13 protein-coding genes and 1 pseudogene are annotated in these 18355 nt (G+C 59.6%); 12 read left to right on the top strand and 2 right to left on the bottom strand.

All coding sequences use genetic code 11. The annotated features are described in order from the left end of the window. The 11 genes from IPP88_12580 (at nucleotide 1) to IPP88_12530 (ending at nucleotide 15504) form a co-directional block, all read left to right on the top strand. The gene (locus IPP88_12580; protein ID MBL0123523.1) at nucleotides 1-567 is read left to right on the top strand and encodes an HD domain-containing protein; all 567 of its coding nucleotides are present in this window, start codon (nucleotides 1-3) and stop codon (nucleotides 565-567) included. Nucleotides 568-621: 54 nt separating this feature from the next. Further along, nucleotides 622-1503: an EamA family transporter gene (locus tag IPP88_12575; GenBank protein ID MBL0123522.1), complete on the top strand. Its 882-nt coding sequence runs from the start codon at nucleotides 622-624 to the stop codon at nucleotides 1501-1503. Nucleotides 1504-1523: 20 nt separating this feature from the next. Continuing rightward, nucleotides 1524-3956 (top strand): GcvT family protein, encoded by a 2433-nt coding sequence (locus tag IPP88_12570; protein MBL0123521.1) that lies wholly within the window; start codon nucleotides 1524-1526, stop codon nucleotides 3954-3956. Between the two features lie 305 nt (nucleotides 3957-4261). Further along, entirely contained in the window at nucleotides 4262-9103 is a 4842-nt protein-coding gene (locus tag IPP88_12565; protein MBL0123520.1) for an NAD-glutamate dehydrogenase, read from the top strand. Between the two features lie 72 nt (nucleotides 9104-9175). Further along, nucleotides 9176-9622: a disulfide bond formation protein B gene (locus tag IPP88_12560; GenBank protein ID MBL0123519.1), complete on the top strand. Its 447-nt coding sequence runs from the start codon at nucleotides 9176-9178 to the stop codon at nucleotides 9620-9622. Between the two features lie 419 nt (nucleotides 9623-10041). Continuing rightward, nucleotides 10042-10683, top strand: coding sequence for a hypothetical protein (locus tag IPP88_12555; GenBank protein ID MBL0123518.1), 642 nt, complete (start codon nucleotides 10042-10044; stop codon nucleotides 10681-10683). A 74-nt stretch (nucleotides 10684-10757) separates the two neighbouring features. Then, nucleotides 10758-11393, top strand: coding sequence for a hypothetical protein (locus IPP88_12550; protein ID MBL0123517.1), 636 nt, complete (start codon nucleotides 10758-10760; stop codon nucleotides 11391-11393). Next, nucleotides 11390-11926 (top strand): hypothetical protein, encoded by a 537-nt coding sequence (locus IPP88_12545; GenBank protein MBL0123516.1) that lies wholly within the window; start codon nucleotides 11390-11392, stop codon nucleotides 11924-11926. The genes IPP88_12550 and IPP88_12545 overlap by 4 nt, the downstream gene beginning before the upstream one ends. A 28-nt stretch (nucleotides 11927-11954) precedes the next feature. Further along, complete coding sequence (locus IPP88_12540) at nucleotides 11955-12869, top strand: hypothetical protein (protein MBL0123515.1); 915 nt, start codon at nucleotides 11955-11957, stop codon at nucleotides 12867-12869. Nucleotides 12870-12981: 112 nt separating this feature from the next. Beyond that, nucleotides 12982-14946, top strand: a complete 1965-nt coding sequence (locus tag IPP88_12535) for a hypothetical protein (GenBank protein MBL0123514.1) — start codon at nucleotides 12982-12984, stop codon at nucleotides 14944-14946. A 114-nt stretch (nucleotides 14947-15060) separates the two neighbouring features. Further along, nucleotides 15061-15504: a DUF3429 domain-containing protein gene (locus IPP88_12530; GenBank protein ID MBL0123513.1), complete on the top strand. Its 444-nt coding sequence runs from the start codon at nucleotides 15061-15063 to the stop codon at nucleotides 15502-15504. 524 nt (nucleotides 15505-16028) lie between these two features. Here the strand turns inward: IPP88_12530 and IPP88_12525 are convergent. Then, entirely contained in the window at nucleotides 16029-16229 is a 201-nt protein-coding gene (locus tag IPP88_12525) for a hypothetical protein (protein MBL0123512.1), read from the bottom strand. Between the two features lie 148 nt (nucleotides 16230-16377). Here IPP88_12525 and IPP88_12520 point away from each other — a divergent pair, with 148 nt between their 5' ends. Further along, nucleotides 16378-16707 carry a DUF418 domain-containing protein gene (locus tag IPP88_12520; protein ID MBL0123511.1) on the top strand — a complete coding sequence of 110 codons (330 nt, stop codon included), beginning with the start codon at nucleotides 16378-16380 and terminating at the stop codon, nucleotides 16705-16707. Between the two features lie 1137 nt (nucleotides 16708-17844). On the opposite strand, the pseudogene IPP88_12515 reads toward IPP88_12520, so the two are convergent. Continuing rightward, nucleotides 17845-18353: pseudogene (locus tag IPP88_12515) on the bottom strand (GNAT family N-acetyltransferase). Nucleotides 18354-18355 lie beyond the last annotated feature (2 nt).

The following is an 18355-nucleotide window of genomic DNA, read 5'->3' as shown; positions in this document are numbered from 1 at the left end:
ATGCCATTTGATCTCAACGACATTGAGCAACTGTTCACGCGTCTTGGCGCGAGCCAGTACAGCGGCGAACCCGTTACCCAGTTGCAGCATGCGTTACAGACGGCGTTGCTGGCCGAACAGGCGGGTGCCAACGACGAATTGGTGACTGCCTGCCTGTTGCATGACTTGGGGCATTTGCTCAATGACAAAGGGGAGACACCTTCCCTGCGCGGCATTGATGATGTGCACCAGTATTTTGCATTGCCGTTTCTTCGTGGACTTTTTCCGGATCGCGTTCTGGATCCCATCAAGCTTCATGTCGATGCCAAGCGCTATCTCTGCAATGTAGATCCCGGCTACTGGGCCGCGCTCTCGGATGACTCGAAGCGCAGCCTTCAATTGCAGGGCGGTACGTATACGGCGCATGCGTGTGACATTTTCATTACCCAAGCCGGCGCCGTCGATGCGGTCCAGCTTCGAAAATGGGACGACCGCGCCAAGCAAGCCGGCCTCCAGACGCCGCCACTCAAGCATTTTCTTCAACATGCTGAACGATGCCTGATTACGTCGTCGGCCACAGCGCGTTAGAGGTGGCATCAACTCCACACACAAGGCGTTGCAGCAACGGACACCGGAATTGACATGACACTGGCCCTGACGCTACCCATCACCCTGGTCGTCCTGTTTGGCGCATTGCTTCACGCATCCTGGAATGCCCTGATCAAATCTGCCCCGGACAAGTCGCTCGATACCGCGCTTATTCACGTGATGGGCACCGTGGTGGCATTGCCTCTACTTCTGGTTGCGGGCCTGCCGCCTGCTGCGTCGCTTCCCTATCTCGCAGCTTCAATCGTTATTCATATCGGCTATTACATTGCATTGGCCGGCGCCTACAAGCATGGTGATCTTGGGCTCACATATCCGATCATGCGCGGCCTTGCCCCGTTACTGGTGGCGATGGGCAGTGGCGCGCTCATAGGCGAACGCATCTCAATCCTCGGCTGGGCAGGCGTTGCGGGCATCAGCGCTGGTGTCTTGCTGGTGGGTCTGTCGCGTAACGCATGGGCGCAATCCAGCCACCGTTCGGCCGTTCTATTTGCCTTAAGCAATGCGGTCATCATTGCGATATATACCGTTGTCGATGGCCTTGGGGTACGCGTTGCCGTTGCGAGTGGCGGCAGCGCGCTGCAATACGTCGCCGCACTGTTCCTGATCGACGGCCTGCCATACTTCATCATCGTCATGTCACAGCGCAGTGCGCAGCATCGGTTGGATGCGTGGGGTTACATGCGCAAGCGATGGCCGCTGGCATTGCTGGGAACCATCGCTTCACTGGGCTCATACGGCATTGCGCTGTGGGCAATGACCAAGGCCCCGGTCGCCGTCGTCGCAGCATTGCGAGAAGTCTCGGTCCTGTTCGCCGCACTGCTTGGCGCGTGGTTCCTGAAAGAATCGTTCGGTGTTCAACGTGGTGTCGGCACACTGCTGATCGTCGGCGGGGTCGCCGCACTTCGATTGGCCTGACAAGCTCTTTACGAGGTAACATGAAACTCCCTAACCAGGCAGAAATTGTTATTGTCGGTGGCGGCATTGCCGGATGCTCGACCGCTTACCATTTGGCGACAATGGGCAAGAAAGATGTCTTGCTCCTGGAGCAGGGAACGCTCACCTGTGGAACAACGTGGCACGCGGCGGGACTGATTGGGCAGATGCGACCCAATCGCAACATGACCAGCATGAGCAAGTATGGGATCGAACTGTATTCCCGGCTCGAAGCCGAGACTGGGCTCGCGACCGGCTGGAAACAATGCGGCAGCGTCAATGTCGCCAGGACACCCGAACGCATGCAGGTGTTAAGAAAACAAGCCTCGATGGCGCGAAGCTTTGGCGTGGACGTGGAGGTCATCAGTCCCGCGCGCGCGGGAGAGCTGTTTCCGATCCTTCGAACCGATGATTTGCAGGGTGCCATCTGGATACCGGGCGATGGCAAAGCCAATCCGGCCGATCTCACGATGTCGCTCGCAAAAGGCGCGCGCAACCGTGGCGTGACGATGCGAGAGAACATCGAGGTCACCGGCGTACTCACGGAGAACGGCCGCGTCACCGGCGTGCGCACAGCCGCAGGTGATGTGAAATGTGCCGTACTGGTAAATTGCGCGGGGCAATGGTCGCGCCAATTCGGCGCGCTGGCGGGGGTCAATGTACCGTTGTATTCTGCCGAGCATTTCTACATCGTCACCGATGCCATTCCAGGCGTGCACCCGATGCTGCCGGTATTGCGCGATCCCGACGGCTTCATCTACTACAAGGAAGAAGTCGGCGGTCTGGTCATGGGTGGATTCGAGCCCAAAGCCAAGCCGTGGAAGGTGGACCCCATTCCCTCAACGTTCCAGTTTCAGTTGCTGGATGAAGATTGGGATCAGTTCGAAATTCTCATGAACAATGCCATTCACCGCACCCCTTGCCTGGAAAACGCGCCGATCAAGATGTTGCTCAACGGACCGGAGAGCTTCACGCCGGATGGCAATTTCATCCTCGGCGAAGCACCCGAACTGCGCAACTATTTTGTCTGCGCCGGTTTCAATTCCGCAGGCATCGCCAATTCAGGTGGCGCGGGACGGCTGATTTCGGAGTGGATCATCGCGGGCGAGGCACCATCCGATTTGTGGGACGTGGACATTCGCCGATTCGGCCGCTTCACCGGCAACCGGCGTGCGCTCTCGCAACGCACCGGGGAGACACTCGGCCTGCACTATGCAATGCGCTGGCCGAGACAGGAACTGGAGACCGCGAGGCCCTTGCGCACCTCGCCGCTATATGACCTGCTGGCAGCGAAAGGCGCGGTCTTCGGCAGCAAAAACGGCTGGGAACGCGCCAACTATTTTCGTCCCGCAAATGCGGACCCTGCCGTGCATGGGTTGGGTCGTCCTGGCTGGCTCGACTGGGTCATTGACGAGCAGCATGCCACCCGCGATGGCGTCGCGGTGTACGACCAGACCTCTTTCTCCAAATTGCTGCTGCAAGGCCGCGACGCACTTACTGTGTTGCAGCGATTGTGCGCCAACGAGATCGACATCCCGGTCGACAAGATGGTCTACACTGCGATGCTGAACGAGTGCGGTGGTTTCGAATCCGACCTTACCGTGATTCGCTTGGCAGGGGAGAGCTTCCTGATCGTCACCGGTTCCGCGCAAACGACACGCGACATGGACTGGATCAGCCGCCACATTGAGCCTCATGAGCATGCTTTTCTCACCGACGTCAGCGCGCAATCGTGCGTGCTCTCGCTGATGGGCCCCAAGGCGCGCGATTTGCTGGCAAGAGTCAGTCCCGACGATCTATCAGCCGAGCGGCTCAAGTTCTCGTGGACGCGTGAGATTGATTTGGGGTTCGCCCGCGTACGTGCGGCACGCATGAGCTATGTCGGCGGACCGGGATTCGAACTTTACGTACCCGTCGAAATGGCTCGCCACGTTTATCTGGCATTGGTGGACGCCGCGCGGGAACCGGGGTTGCCCGCAATTAATTTGCGGGACGCGGGCTACTACGCGCTCGATGCCCTGCGTATCGAAGCCGGTCGACGCGCCTGGAGTGCTGAGCTCGGACCGGACGAGACGCCGTTCGAGGCCGGTTTGAGCTATGCCGTGAAACTCGACAAGGCCACCACATTCATCGGCAAGACCGCGCTGATCACAAAGCTGCAGCAACCCTTGAAAAAGAAACTCATCACGGTCGTGCTCGATTCGCCCGACATCTACGCGTGGGGTGGAGAAGGTATTGTCATCAACGATGAGATCGTGGGCGAACTGACGTCGGTTGGCTGGAGCCCGAAAGCGAACGCCTGCGTGGGCTTCGGCTACGCGCGTGGCGCGGCGGCACAACGAACACACCATGACACACCGATTCAGATCGAGTTATGGGGCGAGCGTGTTTCCGCGCGCGCATGGGATTCATGGCCGCCGAAGAAACTGGCTTAACCAACAGAGAATAGGATCGCAGACGCCATTTGGCGGGCCTTTCCAGGCCTTTTCGGCCTGTAAGCGGCGCCAGTGCTGGCGTTTCGCCAACTTTTGCGAGGTCCACGTCGTCCCCGCGCGGACTTGGTTGCGCCCTCCAACTTTTGCGATATCGCTGTTCTTTTTTTGAATTTCCTGAGTGAGTTTTGCATCCTGCCGGGACGGCAATCTGCATTTCGCGCAATTAAGGCATTGCTTGCTGAAAATCCTGCACCCACCGACGGGCATATAATTCTTGTCTATCAAAACAACGTCGGGAAACAACCATGCCAACCCAGGCAGAAAAAAGAAAAATCGCCCTCCTCGCAGAAATTGCCAAACAAATAGCCGCCAAGGCACCTGCGGCGCAACGCGAATACGCGCAGACATTTGCAACCAAGTACTGCAGTGGCGTGGATGCCGACGATTTGCTGGCACGCGATGCGGTGTCATGGAGCGCGCTCACACTCGCCCATTTTGGTTTCGGACAGGCATTCCAGTCCGGCGCCCCGAAAATGCGCATCTTCAATCCCACACTTGCCGAACACGGCTGGGAAGCCGGCTGCACGGTGATCGAATTCGTCAACGACGATATGCCGTTCCTGGTCGATTCGATCGCCATGGAGATTAACCGCCAAGGCATCGCCGCGCATCTCATCATTCATCCGCTGTTCAGCGTGGCTCGCGATGTCCACGGCGCGTTGAGCAGCCTGAATGATGCGCACGATGGCGAAAAGCTCGAATCCTGGATTCATGTCGAGACTGAGCGCATTACGGATGTGGCTAGATTAAAGGCGCTTGGCGATGGCCTCGTCACGGTATTGAGCGATGTCCGCGCCGTCGTCGAGGACTGGCCGAAGATGTTGGGCAAAGTAACTGAAACCATTGGTGCCATGGGCGGCGCGGCAAAGTCGGTTCCGCTGGAAGAGCTGGATGAAGCCAGGGCTTTCCTGACCTGGGCAGGTGACAGCCACTTCACCTTTCTGGGCTACCGTGAATATGACCTTGCGGAAACAGACGGTGCAGACATTCTCAAGATTGTTCCCAACTCGGGACTGGGCATCTTGCGCGAACCAAAGCTCGGCGGCGTCTCGCAGAGTTTTAACGAGTTACCCGCGGCGCTGCGTGCGTTGGCACGTAAACCGACGTTGTTGGCACTGACGAAGGCCAACTCCCGCGCCACGGTGCATCGTTCCGGCTACCTTGATTACATTGGCGTGAAGCGCTTCGACGAAAAGGGAAAAGTGATCGGCGAACGCCGTTTCATCGGCCTCTATACCTCCGCGACTTATCACGCCAATCCGCAACAGATTCCGCTCCTCCGGCAGAAAATCCAGCGGGTCATGGATCGCGCGGGGTTTCCGCATTCCAGTCACGACGGCAAGAACCTGTATTCGATTCTGGAAAAATGGCCGCGCGATGAATTGTTCCAGATTGGTGACGATGAGCTGTTCGATACCGCCACAGGGGTGCTGCGGCTAGGCGAGCGCGCCAGGACCAAGCTGTTTGTTCGGCGCGACATTTTTGCCCGTTTCTATTCATGCCTGATTTACCTGCCGCGCGAAAACTATAACACCGAGGTACGCCTTAAGCTCCAGGAAATTCTCAAACGCGCGTTCAACGGCACCAGCACGGAATTCAATGTTCAGCTTTCGGAATCGGTGCTGGCCCGCATCCATATGCTGGTGCGCACCGCACCGGCGGCCGAACCGGCATTTGATCTCAAGGCGCTGGAAGCGCAAGTTGTGGCTGCCGTGCGGCGGTGGGAAGATGGCGTATTTGAGCGGCTGATCCAGACTGCAGGCGAAGGCGTGGCAAACGATGCGCGCCGCGATTTTGTGCGGCCCTTCCCTGCCGCCTATACCGAGGACACCGGTCCCGACCAAGCGGTGGCGGATTTTATCGCGGCCAAGTCGATGACGGCGGACAAGCCCATCGCAATGACGCTTTATCGGCAGCCCGGCGAATCCGCGGATCACGCCTTGGGATTTCGCCTCTATCATCTTGCCAAGCCAGTACCGCTTTCCGGTTCCTTGCCGATGCTGGAAAACATGGGGGTGCGCGTCGAGGGCGAACGCTCATATGTGATCGAGCGCCATGACGCACCTGCCGTGTATATCCACGATTTCGAATTGTCCCCGGTCGATGTCGCGTTCCAGCTTGATGACGTCAAGCTGAAATTCGAGAACGCGTTTTCGCGCATATGGGCCAGGGAAATCGAGAATGATGGCTTCAACCGCCTGACGCTGGCGGCAGGACTTGCGTCCGATGAAATCGTCATGCTGCGGGCATATGCGAAGTACTTGAAGCAAACCGGCTTCACATTCAGCCAGCAATACATCGAGAACACGCTTGCCAGGCACGCAGATATCACCTGCAAGCTGGTCTCACTATTTCATTCGCGCTTCGATCCGGCGCTTGAAAACAATCGCACCGTCAACGACAGAGCTGGCGTAACGGGCATCGAAAATGCGCTGGATAAAGTCGCGAATGCCGACGAAGACCGCATCCTTCGGCGCATCCTTGCCGTCATGCAGGCAACTGTGCGCACGAATTACTACCAACCTGACCCTGCAGGGAAAAGGAAGAGTTACGTCTCTTTTAAATTGGACTCGGCAAAGGTGCCTGAACTTCCCGCGCCACGACCATTGTTTGAGATTTTCGTGTACTCGCCGCGGGTTGAAGGTATACACCTTCGTGGCGGAAAGGTCGCGCGCGGGGGACTGCGCTGGTCAGACCGCCCCGAAGATTACCGGACCGAAGTGCTGGGCCTGATGAAAGCGCAGATGGTAAAAAACGCGGTCATCGTGCCGGTGGGGTCGAAGGGTGGATTTGTGTTGAAGGCCGCGCCGCCTGCTACCGATCGCGAGGCGTACATGAAGGAGGGTATCGCCTGCTATCAGACTTTCCTGCGTGGATTGCTTGACCTGACTGACAACCTGGTAAAAGGCAAGGTCGTACCGCCGCGGGGCGTGGTTCGCCACGATGCGGATGATCCTTATTTGGTGGTGGCCGCCGACAAAGGTACCGCAACGTTCTCTGACTATGCGAATGCGATCAGCATCGAGTACGGGCATTGGCTGGCGGATGCATTTGCCTCTGGGGGCTCGGCGGGTTACGACCACAAGAAAATGGGTATCACGGCGAAAGGCGCATGGGAAAGTGTCAAGCGTCATTTCCGGGAAGTCGGAAAGGGTGAACCGGCTGGCCTCAATACTCAAACGACCGACTTCACGGTGGTCGGCGTCGGCGACATGTCTGGTGACGTTTTCGGTAACGGCATGTTGTTATCCGAACATATTCGCCTGGTTGCCGCGTTTGACCACCGGCATATCTTCCTCGATCCGAATCCGGACGCGGCCAAGTCCTTCAAGGAACGCGAGCGAATGTTCAACCTGCCGCGCTCGAGTTGGGAGGACTTCAATGTCACGCTGATCTCAACCGGTGGGGGCATTCATCCGCGTGGCGCCAAGACGATTGCGCTGACGCCCGAAGTCAAGACATCGCTTGGCATCGATCCGTCAATTAACGCGATGACGCCGGTTGAATTGATGCGCGCCATTCTGAAAGCGCCAGTCGACCTCTTCTACAACGGCGGTATTGGTACCTATGTAAAGGCGAGCTACCAGTCGCAGGCCGAAGTGGGAGATCGCGCAACCGACGCCTTGCGGGTCAACGGCAATGAACTGCGCTGCAAGGTGGTTGCGGAAGGCGGCAACCTGGGATTCACACAACTGGGCCGCGTGGAATACGCGCAGAACGGTGGGTGCATCTATACCGACGCCATCGATAACTCCGGCGGCGTCGACTGTTCAGATCATGAAGTCAATATCAAGATCCTGTTGAGTGCGGTGATCGACGCTGGCAAGCTCGCCGAAAAAGATCGAAACGCACTACTGGCCACGATGACCGATGAAGTCGGCCAATTGGTGTTGAAAGATAATTATTTTCAGACCCAATCGCTATCCGTTTCTGGCGTGAATGCTGAAAAACTGCTTGATGCCCAGGCGCGTTTCATGCGCCATCAGGAAAAGACCGGGCGGCTGAATCGCAAAGTTGAATTCCTTCCTTCCGACGAGGAAATTGCCGAGCGCAAAGCGAAAAAACAGGGATTGACCGCGCCCGAGCGAGCGGTGCTCCTGGCATACAGCAAGATGGAATTGTTTGACGATCTGGTGGCATCGAATCTGATCGACGACGAATACGTCGCGCACTCGCTCGTCACCTACTTTCCAACAGCGCTACAGGAGAAATTTGCCGATGTGATGCCAAGGCATCCTCTCAAGCGCGAGATCATCGCAACCGAAATCGCCAACAGTACGATAAACAGGACCGGCAGCGTATTCGTGCATCGCATGCAAGAGGAAGCTGGCGCGACCGCAGCTGAGGTGGTGCGCTGCTATATCCTCACGCGGGACGTATTCCGCGTCGGTGACCTTTGGGACGCCGTTGACGCACTCGATAACAAGGTATCCGCTGCCGCGCAATCCGAAATGCTGATTGACGCCGGCAGGCTAGTCTTGCGCGCCACGCTTTGGTTCTTGCGCCGCCGCGCCGAGCGCATGCCCATCGCGGACGTATTGCAGTACTTTGCGCCGGGGGTGGCCACGATCAGCAAGCGCCTTCCCGAGTTTCTTGCGCCACAGGATCTTGCCGCGCTCAAGGCGCGGGAATCACAGGTTGCCGCGCAAGGCGTTCCCGCGACACTTGCCAGTGAAGTCGCGCGTCTTGATGCGATGTATTCCGTACTCGACATCGTCGAGAACGCAAAGAAACTCAATCGCGCCGTGGAACTGGCGGCACAGGTCTATTTTGCGCTGGCAGGGAAACTCGACATGCGCTGGATTGCCGGGCAAGTTACCGCCCTGCCGTCTGACACACATTGGCGTGCCATGGCGCGCGCGGCGATGCGCGATGATTTGGCCAACTTGCAGGGCCAACTGACTTCTTGCGTTCTGAAGTTGTCGCCTTCGGTCGAGGATCCGCTGAAACTCATCGCCACCTGGGAAGCCCATCACGAAAAAGCCCTGGCTCACATGCGTGAAGTAATGGCCGACCTGAAATCGGCGCGTACATGCGATCTTGCGATGCTTTCCGTCCTGTTGCGGGAACTTCGGATGCTCGCATAACGTCCACACTACATGCCAAAAATACTCACGCCGCGCTTCGTTTTCGCGATCATCGGCATCGTATGCGTTGGAATGCTTGTCACGGGCTGGTATATGCAATATGGGCCTGGTCGGCAACAGCCCTGCCCGCTTTGCATCCTGCAAAGATACGCGTTCATGGCGTTGGCGTTTGTTTGCCTCCTGGCAGCCGTGCACGGCCCCCAGCGTATGGGGACGCTCGTATACGCCGCGATCGCCGATCTTATCGCCAGCGCCGGAATCGGCCTTGCTGTCTGGCAGGTCACCAAAGGGCCATCGATGACCTCGTGCCTCGCAGATCCGATTGGTGAATTCGTCAACGGATTGCCATTCGCGAACTGGTGGCCCGAATACTTCTTTGCCAATGGTGGCTGCGCTGATAAATACCCACCGATTTTTGGACTTCACGCGCCGCAATGGGCGCTTGTCTCCTTTGCGACCTTCCTGGCACTGATTACTTTGGCAATGCTCGCCTCCATTCGACAGAAGTCCAACGCCTGACTATTTGTGCTTGGCAATGATGCACGAATTGACCCCGTACGAATCGCCTGTTAGACCTAGTTTTCGCGACAGCCCCGAAGACAACTGCCTGTTACTAGGCCAAACCCTTACCGGGAACTAGTGGCCTCGTCGATCGCTTGCGTACAGCGGTCCTTGAAACACGTGCACAAACCATGTCCGAAGTCAGCTTTTGATTAAGATCAATTAATATTAATTATCATAAACTTGCACGCCTTTTGTGATATTCTACATTATGTAACTGCGGCCAATCATGGTCCACTGGCACATGAATCGTAATTAGCGGGGGGATGAATTCACAATGTTTGACACCAAATAGTGAATTCCCTCACTAAAGTTTTCCGGAACGCATGCAACACTCCGTTCTGTCAGAAATAATTTCATCCCCGAAAGGACGCCTCATGAAAACCGCTGTCTCCAAGTCACTTATCGCTTTATCGGTAATCGCCGCGATTACCACGCCGATACTCGCCAATGCCGAATCATCCACCCAGACCGGCGCGGGCGCACTGACTGCGAACGCACGGCTGGATTTCAGGATCACCATCCCGAAAGTATTGTTTCTGCGCGTCGGCACCGGTGGCCTGTTTGGTGCGGCGGCGAATGCAACCATCGATTTGATCGACTTCACCGTTCCCGTTGCGAACCTCGGTGATGGAACGCCGATTGCGGCAACACTCGCCAGCGGCAATCTGGGCAGCGGCGCGGTCACGGCATTGCTGCGAAGCAACGCGGGGGTGGTAACACTTACCGCCAATACGACAGGAGCGTTGACGAACGCCACAACCGATACGATTCCGTGGTCTGAAATCGGTATCGCTAACTCGGCCCTGGTGGCACCGGCGTTCGCCAACACATTCCCGCATATTGCTGCCTTGCCCCTCACAGGCGCCAGCGCGAACTTCGCGCCCGCCCCAGTGGCCAAGGTGACAAACGTGGGTTCGACGTGGACCTTCAGTTACTTGAACACCGGCACATACCCGGCAGGCATCTACGGCCCGACGGCGAATGGACGGGTAACCTACACGGCGTCAGTCTTGTAGAATCGCTGCAGGGCTCTTAATATTCATCACACACAAATGCCAGCCCTGCGCTGGCATTTGTCATTGGAACAGGGATGATTGATTGCGACGGCACGATCAACAAAAAGCAGAGGAACCACGCCATCCACATCCTGCGGGCGTCGGTCGCGGGACTCCTATATTGCCATCCGATTGCCGGCGAAGCCTGGGTACTCACGGTTACACCGGGAGCGCGCACGGTCTATCTCGGCGTCGGCAACTCGACGACTAATGCCGCGAACGCCACGATCAATCTGGTAAGTGTCACGGTACCTGCAGCGGTGGTCGGTACGGGCGCTGCCCAGGCAATGACCAGCAATAGCACGCAAGCAAATAGCCCGTTTGACAATTTCACTGTCTGCGTACCACCGAATCAGGTTTACATCGGCGGCTACTTCAGGGAACCTGCCACCACGGCGAATGTGGCAAGACTCCAGGTCAATACGCCCGCGACGCTGACCAGCGGCACGGACACGCTTCCCTTCACGCAGATAAGCTGGACCAGCACCGCACTCGGAAATGCGACGGCGGATATTCCAGCGGGAACTTTCAACGGAGCGACGTTATTCTTGAGGAATATCACCTCCAACACTTTCGTCGAAAATTGCCACACGTTCACCTACGCCAATGCCAACCTCGTCGCGGCAGGCGTGTATAACGGGCGGGCAACCTATACATTGGCCTCGCCGTGAACTTTGCGCCTGAAGTTTTTTCTCGTTCACTGAGCACGCTGCGATCCACGCTATTCATTTCGCTTGTATCGGCATTTACCGTGGTTTCGTCGCATTCGGCCAGTCCCAGCCCCGCGCCAGGGCTTCCCGTTCAACGCGCGGGAACCGCCGTGATCGACGATTCCGCCACCGTGGTACTCGACGGCACGCCCGCAATGACCTGGCGGTCCGTGACACCGAAGAATCGCGACAACGCCATTGTTGGCCGTACGCGCGTAAACGTGCGGCTGGCGACCGCTCCATGGCTGGGAAAATCCGGCAGGATTTATATGGTTCTGCCAACTGAATCGACCGGCACGGTAAAAATCATCTGGCGCAGTCATGGCGTGTTGCTGGATGGACAACTGCTGGCAGGAGGCCGGGCCCTGATGTACAACGGACCCATTCGTGAACGCCGCATGGAGGATGTACTGGACGTGCAGATCGAGGCGGATGGCATGCGATTGAGCAGTGCCCAGCAACTCAGGTTTCATTTTGAAATTGATGTGGAGTAACGCACGCATGTCGATTCGGGAGATTAAATTGAATTTCGGTGCAGGCGTGTCGCAAGCGAAATTCGTGGGTGCGTTTGTTTGCGCAGTCACCGCACTGGCCGCGCCGGTGGCATCGCGCGCCCAAGGCTTCTCGGCCGTTATTTCGCCGCCGCGATTTGAAGTCAACGTTCAGCCCGGCAAGACCACGCGACAAATTATCGAGATCACGCACGTCGCGAACCAGCCAGGCCAGTACCGCGTTTACACCAACGATTGGTCGATCGCACCCGATGGCAACGCTGTGTTCATCGAAGAGCTGGTGCCGAACAGCTGCCGCCCTTGGGTGGCCCTGGAACGGCGCGAGCTGACCCTGGCCGGAAACGCCAAGATTCGCTTCCGCTTCGAGATTTTGCCGCCGGCCAATACACCCGCTACCGAATGCCGCTTTGCGATCATGATCGAAGGTCTCGAGCAAGTGATCAAAACGGAAGGCCCGGTCAGCTTCCCGGTCAGTGGACGAGTCGGCGTTATCGTCTACGCAATGGTCGGCGATGCCCGGCCACAGCTGGAGATCATTCAAGCCGGAACCGGGACAAATGACGGTGTTGTTGTCCCCCAGTTGAAGGTGAGCAACACCGGAAACGCCCATGGACGACTTGCCGGATACCTGACCGGAAAGGATTCACAAGGCCCGCAAGGCCGGCAAATCGATTTTATCCCGGAGGGGTTGCCGATATTGCCGGGACAAACTCGTTTAGTCACACTCGTTCCCAATGTGCCCGGTGCCCAGGCGGTCAAGCTGATGTATCCTGTAACTGTCAAGGGGGACGTGGAATGGGGCGGCCAGAAGACCGCCATCGACATGCGTTTCGATGCGCCAGTCGCCAAGCCCGCACCGATCGCGAACAAGGCGGACTCCACAGCGAAAGCGAAAATCCTTGCTCCTGGCGCCGCGACGAAGTAGCCGGCGAGGCGGGCGTGGGCGAGAATGGCTGCATCTGTTCTTGCCGTTAGCCGCCACCGCATACACAGCCGTTCTCATTGCGCGACCTGCTCATGCGCAGCAAAGCGCAGCATTGAACCCGTCCGCCGTAGCGGACTCAAAGCAGGTAATCGCCGGGCACCAACCCTATGTAGACCGGGTGATGGAAGGTGTATCGCCACAAGACGATTCTGAAACGACCCCTGCCGAATATGATGCAAAGGGTTGGCCGCGCGGTATTTCGCTGCAACTTACGCGCAATTTACAATCTACGCAGAATGTCTCAGCCGCATCTGGCAACTCCCGGACGGACACGCAGGGCATCCAGATCGATGTCTTTCTTGAGACACCGAATCTCGGCGCTTTGTCGGTCCATGCGCTGGCTCTCGGTGGCCGTAACGTAAACGGCTTGACCAGCTGGAGCCTGCGGCAAACCGGTTTGCCGTTCGACGGCGGCTGGCGCACCGACAATGCGCTTGGAACCACCAACCTGCTGGTGCCGGAACTGGCGCGGCGAAACAGCCGGCTCGCACTGCCCGCAACACAGGTATTGGGCGCATCGACGATTTGGCGTAATCAGGGCAGCAACGCGCTGGTGCTCGGTGCCAGTGCCGGCGAGCCGGGTCGATTCGAGGGCTTTCCACAGTCACGTTTTGTGCGGCTGGGCGGACAGACAAGCAGCTTGTTTGCCCAGGCATCGCTCGGTGAATTGACTGCCGCCGCGGCCATCGCGCAGGGCAGCGACATCCTGCCTGAAATTGCACCAACTGCGCGCGACAGCGCGAATGAGGCATCGCGTATCAGCCCGCGCGGGTTCTATTTCAGCGTCGCGCAAAATGAACGGACGACGGGCGCGAGTTGGCAGGCCAGCGCCATCGGCTCCAGCGCCTCCGGCGCCAATGCCACAGGAATATGGGCCGACGCCATCTGGCGAGATGGTGGACAACATCATCAAGCATCGGTTTTCCGTTTTACCGAGGGACTGACCTGGATTGACCGGCCGCTTGCGGCCGATCTGCAAGGCGCCAGTTATCGCTATGACTACCATTCCTTGCGTTGGGATCTGTCCGCCAACATTGAATCATTCGCAAGCGTGTCGGGATTGAGCCCGAGCGGTTGGTATGCAAGTGCCAGCGCACGGCGCCTGTTGAGCGCGGGCGTGTCGACTGGCGGCGGATTTGCCTTCCGCGACTATGGCGCCACCAGCGCTTCGATATTTGGCTACGCGCAATGGCAAAACACGCTGGGAATCTCGCGCGTTCAGCTCGACGCCGCGTCGACACAACGCGGCCAAAGTAGCCGGGCAGTGACCTTCGATCATTCGATATTTGCCGAGAATGGCTATTCCGTGTCGACGTCACTCAGTCTTGAGCAATTGCGAACCGTCGCAGCATCGATTGACACGCCACGTCCGCGCGAAAATGCCGTGGCGATCGGACTGAACGGACGAGTACCGTTGATGACTCGACTGTCCCTGCAAGGTAGCCTGCGCGCGCGCAATGTCACGGGAGACAGCATCAACCACGGCACGACACTGGCAACGAATATCGGACTGGACTGGCAAATCAACCGCGAATGGTCTTTCGGCGGTTCCTTGTATGAAAATCGCGGCATCCTCACCGACACAGTTGCGGTGCAAAGTCCGCTGGTGGTTCCTGACATCATCCGCACGCGGCCCAGCGATCGAGGTTTCTTCCTGATGCTCCGCTACAGCGCAAGCGCAGGATCGCCCACCACTCCGCTCGGCGGCCCGCCGGGCAGCGGCGCGGGCCGGATCGAAGGCACCGTATACCTGGACACCAACGGCAATGGCCTGCGTGACGGCAACGAAAGCGGCGCCGCCAATGTCACGGTCTTGCTTGATGGAAAATACAGCACCCGAACCAATGCGTTTGGTGGTTTCGAATTCCCCACCGTTGTATCCGGCCCGCATACACTGAGTGTCATTCAGGATGATTTGCCTTTGCCCTGGTCCGTGGACACGGAGCAGAAGATCAACGCATCCGTTTCAACACGTGACGTAACCCGTATTGATATTGGCGCCAAACGCATGCGCTGACCGGCAACCGCGATTCAAGCGCGCGGTCTGCCGCCGCGATCGCGAAGTTCGACCCGGTGCAAGGTATCATGGCGTGCGTTTCTTCCCCTATTTCCCGGCCTGTGTTCAATATCCATGTCCCAATCATTGCGCCTCCCCCATTTGCTTGGCTTGGCGGGCACATTTCCTTTCATCGCCGGTGCCGCGACCCTCTGGTTTGGCCCTTCGGCCTATGCCGCTCCCGCGCTGCAGGCCATCATCACTTATGCCGCGATCATCCTGTCATTCCTCGGTGGAATCCAATGGGGCACCGGCGTATCCGTCAGTGAAACCGCGCCGAAAAGCGCGCGAACCCTGTTCCTGCTGTCGGTCGTACCATCGCTGCTGTCCTGGGCGATGCTGTTCCTCGACACGCCCGCCGCCAGACTGATCGTGGCGATCTTTCTATTCGGTTTCGTCTGGCTCATCGACGCGTTGCTACACCTTCAGAAACTGATTCCCCACTGGTTTTTCCGCCTGCGAAGCATAATCACTCCCGTCGTTATCGCTTCCCTGACCGCCGCGCTGATGCGCACCTGATGCCGCGCGATCCACTCATCGACGCGCTGCGCGGCTTCGCGCTGTTCGGCATTCTGGCGGTGAATATCCAGGGCTACGTCACCGGGCTCAGCGCGCCGTCGCTGGGCATTCTCTCGTCACAAAGTACACGCGCCGATCATCTCACCGTTTTGCTGACCGCGTTCCTGTTCGAATTCAAGTTCTATCCGATCTTCAGTTTCTGTTTCGGCTATGGCTTCGCCGTGCAAACGCGGCGCTGGATCGCCGGCGGTGAACCGGTGGGCACACGATTCCTGCGGCGCATGAATGCCATGCTGTTCATGGGTATTCTGCACAGCGCGCTGTTGTGGTTCGGCGATATCCTGACCCGGTATGCGCTTGCCGGCTACATCTTGCGGCGCTACGCGGGGCGCGGTCCACGGAAGTTGCTTACCGCCGCAAAATTCTGGTTCATCATTGCGATAGTGCTCATCGTGGTGATGGGCGGTTTGACGGCTGCGGGCGCATTTGTCGCCGAACCGGGCGAATTGCTTGCCAGGAAACAGTCACTCCAGACCGACGTGGCGCGCGCCTTCGCGGCCTTCGCCCAGGGCGGCTATGTCGACGCGACAATTCGGCGCATAAAGGATTTCGCCATCGTGACGGCGGGATTCGTCATGCTGGTGCCGCATTTCATGGTGATCTTTCTGCTTGGTGCGATCACCGCCCAACTCGGTTTGTTGCGAAGGCCCGGGCGGCACCGGCATTTCTGGCAAAAGATGATGCGGTTCGGCCTGTGGATCGGCATTCCGGTCAATGTTGTTTACGCGATGCTACAGTGGCATGCGTCGCAGCAACCCTGGACATCGCCTACATACGCGGCCATGTCATGGTACGGGAGAGCTTGCGCCAATAATGTCGATCAGCTTCATCGCCGCCTTTGCACTGCACGGTGGCGACGGCGCCGGCCGGAAGATCGTGCTGCTGCTCGCTCCTGCTGGACGCGTGGCGTTGACGCTTTACATCAGCCAATCAATTGCGATGGCGGTACTGTTAAGCGGATTCGGATTCGGGTTAGGCGCCACTTCCGGTCCCGCCGACTTGCTCGCGATCGCAATCGCCATCTATGCATCGCTACTCGCGGCCAGCCACATGATGCAGCGCTACGACATTCCCGGGCCTCTGGAAACGCTTTGGCGCCGTTACACCTATGCGCCCGCTCCGCATCGACTGCCACGTCTGTAAGTGCGGAAACTCGCGCGCCAATCAGCGCGCACAATTACCAATGCGCAGATGAAACACAAGCACTGGTGCGGCGCTTGGAGGCCCGTCCGCGACCCACCACCCCCGTGCTTGGGGGGGCGCGGCCCCCCTGTCCCTTTGTTCCTGAGGCGACCGGAGACCGGGCTTCGGGCCCCCCCCCCCGCGCGTGAACCCCCCGCGGCCCCCCCCGCGGCGCGGTGGGGGGAGGCCGGCGCGGCCCGCCCGGCGCGCGGGGCGGGCGCGGCCGTCCATTCATTGCCGGCCCGCGCGCCCCGCGGGCGCGGGGCAGGGGGGCCCGATTGCCCCCGCGTTCCCCGGGCCCCCCGGCCCCCCGCGGCGCCGCGCGGCGCGGCGGGGGGGGAGGCCGGCCGGGGTGGGGGCCGGGGTGGGAGGGGCGGGGGGCGGGGGGGGGGCCGGGGGGCCGGGGGCGGGCCGGGGGGCGGCGCGCGGGGAGCGCGCCCGCATCCCGGCTCCCCGCCCCGCCGCGGGGCCCCGCCGCGCCGCCGCCGGGCCGGCGCCCCCCCCCCCCGCCCCCACCCCCGGGCCCCCCCCCGCGCCCCCCGGGCGCCCGGGGGCCGGGCCGGGGGCGGTCGAGCGACCCCCGGCCCGCGGGCGCCACCCTGCCGGGCCGGCCGCCGCCCCCCGGCGGCCGCCACGACCAGCGGCAAGAGGCGGGGCCGGCCCCCCCCCCCGCCCCAGGGGGCCGGGCCCGGGCTTGGAGTGGCCCGCCCCTCCGGGCGGGGAAAGCGGCCCCACCGGCCAGCAGGGCCACCGGCGGGCTTGAAGGCCCCCCCCCCCCCCCCGCCCCCCCCCCCCGCGGCGCGGGCCCCCCCCCCCCCGCCCCCCCCCCAGGGGCGGGGGGCCCCCCCCCGCCCCCCCCCCCCCCCACCCGCCCGGCGCCAAACAAACCCAAACCGCGGGCCGCGCCCCGGTCCTCCCAGGGGCCAGCGCGGACAACATCGGCACCCAAAAAAACGGCGCCTCCAAAAAAAGGTCCAACCCCCTCCCCCCCCGCCCCCCGGGGTCCCCTCCCCCTTATGGGGTGGCATCCACCCCCCACCCGCGCCGGGGCTCGTGCTTGTGGCGGATGACCTCGGAAGCCGCTCCAGTGCTTGTATTTCACATTCTGCATGCGTATAAATTCACCGCTGGTTCCCCATCCGTCAAGCTGACCACTTTTTCGAATAAGAATCCGGCTTTCCCCAGCAGCCTGATGGAATCCACATTGTCTGGCGACGTAATCGCCACGATGCGCGTCAGCCCAAACTGGTTTTTTCCGTGGTTGAGCACGGCCCTCGCCGCTTCCAGACCGTATCCGTATCCCCAGAATTCAGGCAGCAGCGCGAAGCCGATATCCACATCCGGCAACGTGCCGCGCTTGATTAGTCCACACATGCCGATTGGCATGCCGCTCTCTTTTAATGCTGTCAGATAAAGTCCAAAGCCCAGTCGCGCGTACATTGCGAGCGGCCCTTTCAGCAAATAGTCGCGCGCGTCCTCGATATTTTCACGCCGCGATCACCGATGAATCGCAACCATGCAGGCTCATTCACCAATTTAAGTATGAATGGCGCATCGTCAATAGTAAGCCAGCGAATCAGCAACCGGTCGGTCTCGAGCACTTTCATGC

The organism is Betaproteobacteria bacterium (genome assembly GCA_016720925.1).
In the GTDB taxonomy this organism is placed as follows: Bacteria; Pseudomonadota; Gammaproteobacteria; order Burkholderiales; family Usitatibacteraceae; genus UKL13-2.
Note: the sequence above shows the minus strand (reverse complement) of the source record. Positions and strands in the feature narration are given on the sequence as shown.

Excerpts from the sequence above, each read along its gene's own strand:
- IPP88_12530 (MBL0123513.1), top strand. The coding sequence starts at position 15,061 with ATGTCCCAATCATTGCGCCTCCCCCATTTGCTTGGCTTGGCGGGCACA.
- IPP88_12565 (MBL0123520.1), top strand. The coding sequence starts at position 4,262 with ATGCCAACCCAGGCAGAAAAAAGAAAAATCGCCCTCCTCGCAGAAATT.
- IPP88_12560 (MBL0123519.1), top strand. The coding sequence starts at position 9,176 with ATGCTTGTCACGGGCTGGTATATGCAATATGGGCCTGGTCGGCAACAG.
- IPP88_12520 (MBL0123511.1), top strand. The coding sequence starts at position 16,378 with ATGTCGATCAGCTTCATCGCCGCCTTTGCACTGCACGGTGGCGACGGC.
- IPP88_12575 (MBL0123522.1), top strand. The coding sequence starts at position 622 with ATGACACTGGCCCTGACGCTACCCATCACCCTGGTCGTCCTGTTTGGC.
- IPP88_12570 (MBL0123521.1), top strand. The coding sequence starts at position 1,524 with ATGAAACTCCCTAACCAGGCAGAAATTGTTATTGTCGGTGGCGGCATT.
- IPP88_12580 (MBL0123523.1), top strand. The coding sequence starts at position 1 with ATGCCATTTGATCTCAACGACATTGAGCAACTGTTCACGCGTCTTGGC.
- IPP88_12525 (MBL0123512.1), bottom strand. The coding sequence starts at position 16,229 with ATGCCGGTGCCGCCCGGGCCTTCGCAACAAACCGAGTTGGGCGGTGAT.
- IPP88_12550 (MBL0123517.1), top strand. The coding sequence starts at position 10,758 with ATGATTGATTGCGACGGCACGATCAACAAAAAGCAGAGGAACCACGCC.
- IPP88_12555 (MBL0123518.1), top strand. The coding sequence starts at position 10,042 with ATGAAAACCGCTGTCTCCAAGTCACTTATCGCTTTATCGGTAATCGCC.